The 12,432-nt window shown below is 65.1% G+C and carries 10 protein-coding genes; 4 read left to right on the forward strand and 6 right to left on the reverse strand.

What is annotated here, in order from left to right; all coding sequences use genetic code 11:
• Positions 1 to 27: 27 nt before the first annotated feature.
• Positions 28 to 2,082 (forward strand): sucrose-specific PTS transporter subunit IIBC, encoded by a 2,055-nt coding sequence (locus tag FBF36_RS06725; RefSeq protein WP_009397697.1) that lies wholly within the window; start codon positions 28 to 30, stop codon positions 2,080 to 2,082.
• 82 nt (positions 2,083 to 2,164) lie between these two features.
• Here FBF36_RS06725 and FBF36_RS06730 read toward each other — a convergent pair whose 3' ends face one another.
• From FBF36_RS06730 to FBF36_RS06745, 4 genes are all read right to left on the reverse strand, one after another.
• The gene (locus FBF36_RS06730) at positions 2,165 to 3,193 is read right to left on the reverse strand and encodes a LacI family DNA-binding transcriptional regulator (protein WP_034493118.1); all 1,029 of its coding nucleotides are present in this window, start codon (positions 3,191 to 3,193) and stop codon (positions 2,165 to 2,167) included.
• Between the two features lie 110 nt (positions 3,194 to 3,303).
• Complete coding sequence (locus FBF36_RS06735; RefSeq protein WP_009397695.1) at positions 3,304 to 3,927, reverse strand: SGNH/GDSL hydrolase family protein; 624 nt, start codon at positions 3,925 to 3,927, stop codon at positions 3,304 to 3,306.
• Between the two features lie 44 nt (positions 3,928 to 3,971).
• A complete protein-coding gene (locus tag FBF36_RS06740; protein WP_034493117.1) occupies positions 3,972 to 4,721 on the reverse strand; it encodes an ABC transporter ATP-binding protein in 750 nt (249 codons plus the stop codon).
• Positions 4,718 to 6,010, reverse strand: a complete 1,293-nt coding sequence (locus FBF36_RS06745; protein ID WP_225792489.1) for an ABC transporter permease — start codon at positions 6,008 to 6,010, stop codon at positions 4,718 to 4,720. Before FBF36_RS06745 ends, FBF36_RS06740 begins: the two co-directional genes overlap by 4 nt.
• A gap of 101 nt (positions 6,011 to 6,111) precedes the next feature.
• On the opposite strand from FBF36_RS06745, the gene FBF36_RS06750 reads away from it, so the two are divergent.
• On the forward strand, positions 6,112 to 8,526 hold the full coding sequence (locus tag FBF36_RS06750) for an ATP-binding cassette domain-containing protein (RefSeq protein WP_138137307.1): 2,415 nt from the start codon (positions 6,112 to 6,114) through the stop codon (positions 8,524 to 8,526).
• A complete protein-coding gene (locus tag FBF36_RS06755) occupies positions 8,510 to 9,802 on the forward strand; it encodes a GNAT family N-acetyltransferase (RefSeq protein WP_138137309.1) in 1,293 nt (430 codons plus the stop codon). Before FBF36_RS06750 ends, FBF36_RS06755 begins: the two co-directional genes overlap by 17 nt.
• A gap of 33 nt (positions 9,803 to 9,835) precedes the next feature.
• Here the strand turns inward: FBF36_RS06755 and FBF36_RS06760 are convergent, their stop codons facing one another.
• Positions 9,836 to 10,957 carry a 6-phosphofructokinase gene (locus FBF36_RS06760; protein ID WP_009397687.1) on the reverse strand — a complete coding sequence of 374 codons (1,122 nt, stop codon included), beginning with the start codon at positions 10,955 to 10,957 and terminating at the stop codon, positions 9,836 to 9,838.
• A 256-nt stretch (positions 10,958 to 11,213) separates the two neighbouring features.
• On the opposite strand from FBF36_RS06760, the gene FBF36_RS06765 reads away from it, so the two are divergent.
• Entirely contained in the window at positions 11,214 to 11,573 is a 360-nt protein-coding gene (locus FBF36_RS06765; protein ID WP_034493112.1) for an RNA polymerase-binding protein RbpA, read from the forward strand.
• 8 nt (positions 11,574 to 11,581) lie between these two features.
• Here the strand turns inward: FBF36_RS06765 and FBF36_RS06770 are convergent, their stop codons facing one another.
• Positions 11,582 to 12,421, reverse strand: coding sequence for a polyprenol monophosphomannose synthase (locus FBF36_RS06770; RefSeq protein WP_034493109.1), 840 nt, complete (start codon positions 12,419 to 12,421; stop codon positions 11,582 to 11,584).
• Positions 12,422 to 12,432: the final 11 nt, after the last annotated feature.

Consider the following 12,432-nt stretch of genomic DNA (forward strand, 5'->3'; position numbering starts at 1 on the left):
CACGAGAAAGGAAACCCTCGGGTGGCAATGGATCACGCCCGCGTGGCGAAGGATGTCCTGACGTATGTCGGTGGCGCCGACAACATCAACGCAGCAGCGCACTGCGCGACCCGTCTGCGTCTTGTCCTCAATGACATGGATAAGGTCGACCAGAAGGCTCTCGACAAGGACCCTGACCTCAAGGGCACCTTCATCGCGGGCGGCATGTTCCAGATCATCGTCGGACCGGGAGACGTCGACCTCGTCTTCTCCGAGATGATCCAAACCGGAGGAGTCAAAGAGGTCTCCAAGGACGAGGCCAAGGAGCAGGCCGCCAAGGGCGGCAACCCGCTCTCCCGTTTCATCAAGACGATCGCCGACATCTTCGTTCCGATTCTTCCCGCCCTCATTGCCGGCGGTCTCATGATGGCCCTGAACAACGTCCTGACTGCCGAGGGGCTCTTCGGCGATCAGGCGCTGACGGAGCGCTGGGGCTGGCTCAAGGACTACGCGGCTCTCATCAACATGATCTCGGCGGCGGCCTTCGCCTTCCTGCCGGTACTCGTGGGCTACTCGGCAACCAAGCGCTTCGGTGGCAACGTCTATCTCGGTGCCGCCATGGGGGCGGCCATGGTCTCGACGTCGTTGTTGTCCGCCTATGACATGTCCAATCCGGAGGCGGCGGCAAAGTTCTGGCAGTACACAGGGGAGTCTTCGACCTGGTCCTTGTTCGGTCTGGAGGTGGCCAAGATCGGCTACCAGGCCATGGTCATCCCAGTGCTGTGCGTGGCATGGATCCTGTCCGTGGTTGAGAAGTGGCTTCACAAACGCTTGTCCGGAACCGCCGACTTCCTGCTGACGCCGCTCTTCACCATGCTGGTCACCGGCTTCCTCACCTTCATCGTCGTCGGCCCGCTCACCCGCGAGCTGTCGATCTGGATCACGGACGGCTTGGACTGGCTGTACAACACAGCAGGTCCTGTGGGTGGCTTCCTCTTCGGCATCGTCTACTCCCCGATCGTGGTCACCGGTCTGCACCAGTCCTTCCCCGCGGTGGAGCTGCCACTCATCGCTGACAAGGCCACTACCGGCGGATCCTTCATCTTCCCGATCGCCTCCATGGCCAATGTCGCGCAGGGCGCCGTGGCTCTGGCCGTGTTCCTCAAGACCCGTGATGCCAAGATGAAGGGGCTTGCGGGTGCCGGTGGTGTCTCCGCGCTCTTCGGTATCACCGAGCCCGCCATCTTCGGTGTCAATCTCCGCCTCCGCTGGCCCTTCTTCATCGGAATGGGAGCAGCCGGCATCGGAGGCATCCTGGTCTCCCTGCTCGACTTGCGCACGCACTCCCTGGGGGCTGCGGGAATGGTGGGCTTCGTGTCGATGCGAACAACGGACATCCCCAAGTACCTCGCCGTGGAGGTGTTCACGATCATCATCGCCTTCGCCGCCGCCTACGCCTACGCCTCAACCCGTGGTAAGGCCTCCCTGGCCGGCGACGACGTCGGTGAGGCGGATGAGGGTGCCCTGGAGGCCGAGGCCATGGCCGAGCACGCCGAGACCGTCGAGCTGCCCACTGAGGCCGCCGAGGACTTCACCGTCACTGCTCCGATCCAGGGGCGTGCGATCCCGCTGTCCGAGGTGGAGGACCAGACCTTCGCCACCGGCATGCTCGGCCCGGGCATGGCCATTGCGCCCGCTGAGGGGCCGGTCGTCTCCCCGGTTGACGGCGAGGTCCTCGTGGCCTTCCCGACCGGGCACGCCTACGGTCTGCGAGCCGCCAGCGGAGTCGAGCTGCTCATCCACGTCGGCATGGACACCGTCCAGCTCGAGGGCAGGCACTTCAGCCCCAAGGTCAAGGCCGGCGACAAGGTTCTTCGGGGCATGCCGCTGGTGGATGTCGACTGGGCCGCCGTCGGTGCCGCCGGCTACCAGACCGTCACCCCGATCGTCGTCTCCAACGCCCAGGGCTACGAGGGTATCGAGGAGCACGGTGCTGGAACGATTCACCGGGGGGACGCCTTCTTCGACGTCATGCGCAAGGCCGATGTCTCCGATGACGACAAGGAGAATGCTCAGGCCGACGCCGTACAGGCCAACGTCTGATTCGTTGAACGATTGTCTGTGAACAGATACTCGTGGGTCCCGACCATCCAGGTCGGGGCCCACGAGTATCGTCAACGTCCCACTAGGCGGTACGGCCGGGCAGCAGCCTCACGGGTATGGGGGAGGGGGCTTGCGGATCCTTCCGGGGCTCACTCGGCTGCTTGCTGTCCGAGGAGGCGGTGGTGGACGACGCGATCCGGTTCAGGAGCAGGTCGACCGCTGCTCGCGCCAGCTTGGCGATGGGTTGCTGGATCGTGGTCAGAGCCGGCAGGGCGTGCTGCATGGCGATGGTGCCGTCAAAGCCGATCACCTTGAAATCGTCCGGAATCCTCAGGTCGCGTTCGGCTGCCCACTCCATCACTTGTGCGGCAGCGAGATCATCGGTGGCGAAGACTGCGTCGATGTCGTCGGCGACGAGGTCGAGCCGCTCGCGGATGAGACCGGGGCGCTCGCTATTGGGCGTATTGAAGTCGACGGTGAGGATCACCGGCTCGATACCTACCTGTTGGAGCACCTGGCGGTACCCCTTCTCCCGCAGGTTGTGGATTCCGGTGCGAGACGTCAGCAGGGCTGGGCGGCGCGCCCCACGCTTGAGCAGGTGCTCGGCGGCGAGTCGGCCGCCGGCCTCGTTGTCGCAGCGGACATTGGGGACGATGGGGGAGAGGTCCCGATCAACACTGACCATGGGCAGGTGAATCGAGCTGTAGTCGGCCAGGCCGTCGTTGTGGGCGCTGGAGATGATGCCGTCGACTCGGTGGGAGACGAGCAGGTCGAGGTACTCGCGCTCCCGGTCCACCTTGCCCATGGAGTTGCAGACGAACGTCCTGTAGCTATGGTCTGCGAGGAAGTCCTCGACATGTTCGGTCAGCTCGCCGAAGAAGGGCAGGGCGACAGTGGGGACGATCAGCCCGATCGAATGCGTCGACTTGCCGTGCAGTGCTCTGGCGATCTGATTAGGGCGGTAGTTGAGCTGCGCGATCGCCTCGGCCACCCGCTCCCGTGTCTCTTGGGAGAGGTAGCCGCGGTTGTTGAGCACGCGTGAGACTGTCGTCAGCGAGACGCCTGCAGCCTGGGCAACATCAGCCAGTGTGGGTTTGCGGTGTGACTCCACGAGTGGGTCCTCGAGCTCCTTAGTCGGTCACGGTGAGTGCGATCTACTGGCAAGCATATGCCCCGAGAGGGTCATTACCCAACTGACCTGCGTAAACGTAGGTGGAAGTGTTACGTGGTGGGCAGGATCTCGGCGTAGAAGGAGATCATGGCGCGGGCCATCTGGGCGTGTCCGGCGTCGTCGGGGTGGATCTGGTCGATGGCCAGGCGGTTCTCGTCGCCGTTGATGGCCGTGCTCAAGGCGTCGGTCGAGGTCAGGCCCAGGGACGTGGCCCTCTCAAGGACGAGGCGGTGGATGGCCTGGAAACGTGGGCCGACTTCCAGGGAGGGGAAGTAGGGGGCGATGATGATCGGCGCGCCTCGTAGACGCTCGGAGATGAAGCCGAGGTCATGGTCGATCGCCTGCTCGACCAGCTCGCGCTGAGAGGGGAGGAAGGCGGCGTCGTTCAGCCCCAGGCTGATCGTGACGATGTCGGGCTCGCAACGCAGCACCGCTTCCAGCCAGGTGGTGTCACGGCACGACGGCGAGCGTTGTCCGCCGGGCAGATGGCCACCGCGTCGTGCGAAGAACCCCAGGCCGTCCGTCGCCAGGTTCACCTCCCGCCACCGCTGATGCTCGCACACAAGGGAGGTCCAGCGATTGCGGGGATGGCTCAGGGCTCGCCAACCGGTGGTGACCGAATCGCCGAGGAAGACGGCGGTGGGGAAGTTAGTGGAGTTCGGGATCGTGGACACGGCTACCGACTGTAGTTCTCCATGCTGGGAGGAACCAGCGCGGCTCAGTGGTCATCATCTGAGCCGCCCCGTCCCTCGTCGTCCTCAGCCGCGTCCTGCTCTGTCAAGACGCCGTCATGCATGACCAGCACCCGATCGCAAACCGGAAGCAGCCGCTCGTCATGAGTGACCATCACTGTTGCCTTACCCAGCTCTTGGGTTTGATCCGCAAGCAGATGAGCGACGTCCTGAGCCCGTCGAGTATCCAGAGCGGCTGTGGGCTCATCCGCCAGGATGATGTCTGGGTCGTGGTAGAGCGCCACCGCGATGGCAGCGCGCTGACGCTCGCCCCCGGACAGCTCGGAGGGGTAGGCGTGGGCGCGTTTCGTGATGCCGAGCGAGTTCAGAAGATGGTCCCGTCTGTCGGTGTCGCCCTTCGTTCGTGCTGCTCGGTCGTGCAGGCAGAACTGGTCGTTGAGTCTCAGGAAGGGAACCAGACCCGAGGCTTGGAGAACGAAGCCGATGCGCCCAAGTCGAAGCCTGGCCCGCTGCTTCTCCGGCAGGCTGGAGAAGGGCTGACCGGAGATTGTGACGGTGCCGCTGGAAGGGGTGCGCAGGCCGCCCATGATGGTCAGGAGCGTGGATTTTCCTGAGCCGGAGGGGCCCAGAATCCCGACCAGCTCACCAGCGCGCAGCGTGAGGTCTGTGCTGTGCAGGGCGTGAACGGTCTCATCACCCTGTCGGTAGTCCCGGGTCACCGACTCCAGGGACATGACGGTGGTTGCGGCTTCGGTCGCTGCTCTTGATGCGGTCACGAGATGGCCTCCACGGGGTCGATGCGGGAGATGACCCGTACGGAGATGAAACCTCCGATGACTGAGACGACGATGAAGGCCGTGACGATGAGAAGGTCCAGCAGCGCGGAGATCCTGAAGGGCACGGCATGGGGGAGGACCAGGGACGTCACTATCGTCAGAAGCAGGCCGATGCCGATGCCGGCAACCGACAGCACGAGGGTCTGGGCGCAGCCGGAGCGGATGAGGTAGCTCGTGGGCACGCCGCGTGCTTTGAGGATCCCCAGGACCGGCCTCTTCTGCAGCGTCAGCACGTAGATGAAGATGCCCAGTACTGTGGAGGCGATGATGATGAGTGCACCGATCATGAGGCTGAAGGTGAGGACCTGGACCGAGTAACCGGGGAGCGTGCGAATGAGCTCCTCGGTGGTGAGGATTGTCAGGCCCGCGTCCTCAGCGGACTGCACGGCCTTACTGTCCGCGGTCAGGTCAGAGGTGAACACGACGGCGGAGACAGCGGGGGACAGGCTGGTGGGGCCGTACTGGCCCAAGGCCCGGCTGTCCAGGGTCACGATGGGAGCCGCCTGGAAAGTGGTGTCGTGGGTGAACCCGACGATCGTCCAGTCGTGATCGGAACCCAGCAGTCGAATCGTCTTGCCGGCTGTGAGTCCCTTGGCCTTCAGGGAGTCGTCGATGAGGACCTCGCTACGGGGGTCGGAAACTGCTCGTCCCTCAGCTACAGGTGGACTGAGCTGTCCGTCCAGATCGATTCCGAAGGCGAAAACGTCTTCTCGCAGGGCCTCGCCGTCCTCGTCCTTGACATCTGGTGCCTGAGCAACAGCGGCAGTGCTCATCAGGGGAGATGCCGTGGCCCCCTTGTCCTTGGCCAGGTCCTTGGCGGCGCTCAGCTGCTTGTCGCTCAGGCGTGAGGCGGAAAGGTTGTCGTTGGAGGCGTCCGTGACGGCGACACTGGCGGTGTTCCAGCCATCGATGCCGGCGCGGTAACGGTGGGCGAGACCCACGGCCAAAGAAGCCAGAAAGAATGTGAGGTAAGCCACCAGGGTGATGACGGAGATGATGAGCGTGAAGCGCACGGGCTCATGGCGGATCTCGCGCAGCGCTAGGAACATGGGGCTCCCTGAGGAAAAGTCGGCAGCGGGCCGGCTGGCGCACTGCGTGAAGGCTACACGCCGCTTGGGGTCCGCGCGGTCGAAGGGGCAGGGGCGGTGGTCGTTGAGGGGGCCGGCCAGGCAGGACGCCCAGATCCTGCGGCGTGTCTTGGAAGAGTGACACTCCTCTGAGAATGACATAATGTGCATTATCGGCGTTGGGTGAATGGGGATTGCTCTGCCGAGCAGGCTGTTGCGGCGCCCTTCAGCGCCCTTCGGCGACGTCCGGCACAATCGGACATGTGACTACTGGTGGAAGGACTGCTGAACAGAATCCCGCCGATGCGCACGACGTCATCCGCGTCGTCGGGGCTCGTGAGAACAACCTGCGTGATATCGACGTCGTCATCCCTAAGCGCAGACTGACGGTGTTCACCGGCGTGTCGGGCTCAGGCAAGAGCTCACTCGTCTTCGCCACGATCGCTGCCGAGTCGCGCCGCCTGGTCAATGAGACCTACCCGGCCTTCGTTCAAGGATTCATGGAGGCCAGTGCACGTCCCGCCGTCGACCGCCTGGAGGGGCTGACAGCGGCGATCACCGTGGACCAGGAACGTCTGGGAGCCAACCCGCGCTCAACCCTCGGCACCGTCAGCGACGTCGGAGCCCTGCTGAGGGTCCTGTACTCGACGCACGGCGCGCCGCATATCGGCTCACCTCAGGCCTTCGCCTTCAACGTCCCGTCCGTCACCGGTGGTGGTGCGGTCACCACGCAGCGCGGCGGCCGCAAGATCGTCGAGCGCAAGACATTCACCGTTCAGGGCGGGATGTGCCCGCGCTGCGAAGGCATGGGCAGGGTCTCCGACATCGATCTGACGCAGGTGCTCGATGAGACGCTCTCCCTGAAAGACGGTGCAATCACCGTCCCCGGATACGCTGCCGGTGGCTGGCAGGTGCGCAGCTTCACCGAATCCGGCCTCTTTCCGGCAGATGTGCCGGTGGACTCCTTCACGCCCAAGCAGCGAGACGATCTGCTCTACAAGGAGCCCACGAAGATCAAGGTCGGTGGAATCAACACCACCTACGAAGGACTTGTTCCCAGGATCCGCAAGTCGATGCTCGCCAAGGAACCAGAGGCACTGCAGCCTCATATTCGAGCCTTTGTGGAACGGGCCGTTGTCTTCGGGACCTGCCCGCAGTGTCAGGGGACCCGCTTGTCCGAACCGGCCCGCACCTGCTTGATCGATGGGAAGTCGATTGCCGATGCCTGCACCATGCAGATCTCCGATCTGCTGCAGTGGGTTACTCGTCTTCAGGGAATTCTGACCGGTGCTGCTCCCCTGCTGGAGAACCTGAAGGAAATGCTGGACGCCTTCGTGCTCATCGGGCTGGGCTATCTGTCACTGGACCGCCCGGCCTCGACGCTCTCGGGCGGTGAGGCCCAGCGCACCAAGCTCGTGCGCCACCTGAGCTCGGCTCTCACCGACGTCACCTACGTCTTCGATGAGCCCAGTATCGGCCTGCACCCGCACGACCTCCACCAGATGAACGAGCTGCTGCTGTCACTGCGGGACAAAGGAAACACCGTGCTCGTCATCGAGCACAAGCCCGAGACGATCTCGATCGCAGATCACGTGGTGGATCTGGGGCCGGGAGCAGGAAGCCGAGGAGGTCGAATCTGCTTCGAGGGAACGGTCGAGCAGCTGCACCGCTCCGACACTCTCACCGGACGCCACCTGGCGGACCGGGTGCGGCTCAAGAGCAGTCACCGCTCCCCCACGGACATGATGAGAATTCGTCACGCCAAGACGAACAATCTTCGTGACGTCGACGTTGATATTCCCGTCGGAGTTCTTACTGTCATCACAGGAGTGGCCGGATCCGGGAAATCGAGCCTCATTCATGGCCACCTCTCCCCCATGGACGGCGTGGTGACGATCGATCAGACACCGATCAAGGGCTCACGGCGATCGAATGCCGCCACCTACACCGGACTGCTCGACCCTGTTCGCAAGGCCTTTGCCAAGGCGAATAAGGACAGGGGTGCGAAACCCGCGCACTTCTCGGCCAACTCAGAAGGAGCCTGCCCGGTGTGCGGCGGAACGGGCATCATTGAGACACAGCTGGGTTTCATGGAGACCGTGGAGTCCCGTTGCGTGGCCTGTGAGGGGCGCCGTTTCAAGGACGAGGTGCTCGCCTACCGCCTCTGCGGACGCAGCATCGCCGATGTCTTGGACATGAGTGCCGACGAGGCACTGACCTTCTTCTCCCAGGGTGAGGCTCGCCTTCCCGCTGCGACCAGGATCCTGTCACGGCTGAAGGACGTGGGCCTCGGCTACCTCCACCTCGGCCAGGCGCTCACCACCTTGTCCGGTGGTGAGCGCCAGCGGCTCAAGCTTGCCGTCCACCTGAGCCAGGAAGGCCGTATCATCGTTCTCGATGAGCCGACCGTCGGACTGCACCCGGCCGACATCGAGGCCATGCTCGCACTCCTGGACCACCTTGTGGACTGCGGTCGCAGCGTCGTCGTCATCGAGCACCACGAGGCCGTGATGGCGCACGCAGACTGGATCATCGACCTCGGTCCCGGAGCCGGCCACGACGGCGGTCACGTCGTGTTCACCGGAACGCCGACGCGGATGGTGGCGGAGCGAACGACTCTGACGGGGCGATACCTCGCCCGGTACGTCGAGGAGGGGAACGATGACACCCCCGAGTGAGACTAAGGGCTATGGACACGCCGATGCGGTACAGACCTACCAGATCCGCCCGGCGACCATGGAAGACTCCCCCGCTATCCGCCAGATCCGCAACGCCGCCGTGCGGGAGTCCCTGGCCATCTGGACCAGCATCGAGCAGGACCCTGCCAGGGCCGAGACCTGGCTGGCCCCCATGGTGCAGCGAGGAACGGCTCTCGTTGCTCACGTCAGTGGCAAGCCGCATGACGTCATCGGGTTTGCGGTGGCCGGTCCCTGGCACTCCTACGAGGGCTACACCCGCACAGTCGAGGACTCGATCTACCTCAGCCCGACGGCTCAAGGCAAAGGGCTGGGTGCCAGGCTCCTCACCGCCCTCATCGAGGCCTCACGGCAGGCCGGGGACCGCACTATGATCGCCCTGATCGAGGCGAGTAACGCGACTTCGGTGCACCTGCACGAGCGCTATGGTTTCACCACTGTCGGCACTGTCCCGCAGGCCGGCGAGAAGCATGGTCAGATCCTCGACCTGACCCTCATGAGCCGTTGCCTGAAAGGACCCACCATGTGCGGCAAGCAGAACAACCCAGCCGACAGCGACAGTCTCCGACGGGTCAAGGGTGGCCAGTCCGTCGAGCTGCAACCCGAAGAACCCGCCGTCACTCGGTGGCAGATCGACAGCACGGATGAGTTCATTGCGCACCTGCTGAGCCTTGTCGGCACGCCCCAGGGGCGGCCGGCGATCATCGCTGTTGACGGGAGAGGAGGATCGGGCAAGACCACACTCACCACGGTGCTGACCGCGGCCGTCCCCGGTGCACAGGCCTTTCACTTGGATGACCTCATCTGGAATGAGCCGCTCTACGACTGGGACCAGCTGTACGTCGACACCCTGACCCGGTTGCACGAGGCCGGCTGCCTCGACCTCGTCCCGGACAAGTGGCGCGAGCACGGACGCGAGGGCTCCATCCGGATTCCGGCCGGCTCTCCCCTGGTCGTCGTCGAGGGAACCGGGGCCGGTCTGCGCGCGGTCAGCAACCTCATTGACGCGCACGTGTGGGTACAGACCGGCGACGACGTGGCCGAGCGCCGCGGCATCAAGCGGGACATCGCTGAGGGCGTCAACGGCGACGCCGAGGAGTCGGTGCGTTTCTGGCACTGGTGGATGGCCGGTGAGCGCCTCTTCTTCGCCAAGGACCGTCCATGGCAGCGTGCTGACGTCATCGTCTCCGGTGACGCCCCCACCGGTGTGGGAGCTGGAGAGATCGCCTGGACCCCCGGGCCGCTCCTGGCCCGTTGAGGTCCGGCTCTTCGCCGCTCAGGGCGGGCTCCTTCAGTCCCCCAGCGCGGTCCCCACGGCGCGAGCGGCCTGGATCCACTCGTGGTCGGCCGGAACGAACTTGGTGTGGCCGGCCACATCCTTGAGCGGCACCAGCTCCGTGCCGTGACCCCGGTCAGCGACCATGACGCCATAGCGGCCCTCGGCAATCGCGTCGGCTCCGGCCACGCCCAGGCGCGTGCCCAGAAGACGATCCGCGCCGCAGGGCGAACCGCCGCGCTGGACGTACCCCAGGATGGAGACACGCGCCTCCAGCCCGGTCAGGCTCTCCAGCTGCTCGGCCAGGGTGAAGGTGTTGGCGCGGTGGGATGCCTCCAGGCGCTTGACCCCCCGCTTGGCCATGGCCTTGCGCTCAGGACTGGATGCGTCCTTGACCAGGGCGCGAGCGTGCTCCAGCTCGGCGTGATCCGTCACCGACAGTGCCCCCTCGGCCACGGCCACCACTGAGAAGGACGACCCGTGGGAGCGACGCCGCTCGATCTTGTCCGCGATCGCGTCCACCGAGTACGGGATCTCCGGCAGCAGAATGACATCCGCCCCACCGGCGATACCTGCGCCCAGGGCCAACCAGCCGGCCCGGTGACCCATGATCTCGGTGAGGATGATGCGATGGTGGGAGTGCGCCGTCGAGTGCAACCGGTCCACGGCCTCCGTGGCGATCTCCAGGGCCGTCGCGAAGCCGAAGGAGGAGTCGGTGTGAACGATGTCGTTGTCGATGGTCTTGGGCAGGTGGATGACGTTGAGACCCGCGTCCATAAGGCGTTTGGCGTTCTTCGCGGTCCCGCCCCCGCCGAGGCAGACGAGGGCGTCGATCCCGTCCTTCTCGCAGTTCTCCACAATGGTGGGCACCATGTCACGGGGCTCGCCGTCGATCATCATGCGGTGTACCTTGTCCCGGCTGGTCCCCAGCATGGTTCCACCCGTGGTGAGGATCCCGGACAGGGCAGCGGGGTCGAGCTCGGTGAAGCGGTTCTCAGCCAGGCCACGCATGCCGTCCCGGAAACCGACGAGCTCCCAGCCGTGCTGCTGGATCGCCGCCTTTCCAAAGCCTCGGATCGCCGCGTTGAGTCCAGGGGCGTCGCCGCCTGCCGTGAGAATGCCGATGCGCTGAGCCATGGACCCAAGTATGCCGTTCCCTGGCGTCCCGCACAGGGCATAGCCGATCCAGACCGACGATGTCACGTTAGACGCCAGCCAGTATCATCATTACCCTGATCGCGTCGATACTGAGAGAACCCAGTGGGAACCCAACGGGAACACTGCGCCCTCCTTCGGTGTTGACGCACCTGTGCCCTTGAGGCTGCGCGTGAGCCGTACGCTCCGCCAGAGGACCGGGACACCACGAGAGACGAGCCACAAGGAGACCAGAAGCATGGCAGACCGCGCACTGCGAGGCATGACCATCGGTGCGAAGTCGATGGAGTCGGAGGACGGCGTCGAGTTCGCTGAGCGGATGATCGTCAGCTACGAGTGCCCGATGGCGCACGTCACCAGGATCCCGATGTCCACCGAGGCCGAGGTGCCTCCCACCTGGGAGTGCCCCGAGTGTGGCCAGATCGCCGCACGACGCGGCGAGGACGAGCCCGAGCCCGACGAGCCCAAGAAGACCCCGCGCACCCACTGGGACATGCTCCTGGAACGCCGCAAGGTCGATGAGCTCGAGGTTCTCCTCAATGAGCGCCTCGAGGCGCTGCGCAGCGGTGAGGTCTACCGCGAGCGGGTCAGCGGCTGAAAGGCTCGCTAGGAGCGCTTCTGACGGGATGAGGCCGATGGGCGCTGCTGCTGGTAGCCAGCAGCAGCCCGACGGCGCTTGTCGCGGGCGGCGCGCAGCCTGCTCCCGGCGACCTTGGCCGCATCGAGCAGCTGGCTGGAGCGCTTGGCCACTCCCCAACGGGTCACCAGGGACAGCTCCTCGGTGAAGATTCCCCCGGAGAGCTTGGACTGGCCGGCCTCCCGCTCCAGGAAGGTGATCGGCATCTCCACGATGCGGCCGCCGACCTCGTCAACCAGCTTGGTCATATTGACCTGGAACCCGTAGCCAAGGGCCTCGACCTGACCGAGGTCCATGCGGCGCAGGATGGAGGCGCGGAAGACCCGGAAGCCCGCAGTGGCGTCCTTGACGCGCAGACCCAGCATGGCGTTGATGTAGAGGTTCCCGGCCTTGGACAGGGCCACGCGCTTGGCGTCCCAGCCCTCGGTGGCACCGCCGGAGACCCACCGTGAGCCGATGACGAGGTCCGGCTCGTCGGCCATCTCAGCGCGCTGAATGAGCAGGGCCAGGTCCTCGGCGCGGTGGGAGCCGTCGGCGTCCATCTCCACGATGAGCTCGTAGCCGGCGGCCAGGGCCCAGGAGAACCCGGCGAGGTAGGCCGGGCCCAGCCCGTTCTTCTCCGAGCGGTGCAGGACATGAATGTGGGAGTCCTCGTCCGCACGGGTATCGGCGTAGTCGCCGGTGCCGTCGGGGGAACCGTCGTCGACGACGAGAATGTCCGCCTCGGGAACGTGCTCGCGGACCCGATCCAGTGCCGTGGGCAGGGACTCGATCTCGTTGTAGGTGGGGATGACGACGAGTGTCTTCACTTCTCTCTCCA

Origin of the sequence: Actinomyces sp. oral taxon 171 str. F0337 (assembly GCF_005696555.1) — a bacterium.
Lineage (GTDB): Bacteria > Actinomycetota > Actinomycetes > Actinomycetales > Actinomycetaceae > Actinomyces > Actinomyces oris_E.

Excerpts from the sequence above, each read along its gene's own strand:
- FBF36_RS06725 (WP_009397697.1), top strand. The coding sequence starts at position 28 with ATGGATCACGCCCGCGTGGCGAAGGATGTCCTGACGTATGTCGGTGGC.
- FBF36_RS06745 (WP_225792489.1), bottom strand. The coding sequence starts at position 6,010 with ATGTCATTCTCAGAGGAGTGTCACTCTTCCAAGACACGCCGCAGGATC.
- FBF36_RS06755 (WP_138137309.1), top strand. The coding sequence starts at position 8,510 with ATGACACCCCCGAGTGAGACTAAGGGCTATGGACACGCCGATGCGGTA.
- FBF36_RS06760 (WP_009397687.1), bottom strand. The coding sequence starts at position 10,957 with ATGGCTCAGCGCATCGGCATTCTCACGGCAGGCGGCGACGCCCCTGGA.
- FBF36_RS06765 (WP_034493112.1), top strand. The coding sequence starts at position 11,214 with ATGGCAGACCGCGCACTGCGAGGCATGACCATCGGTGCGAAGTCGATG.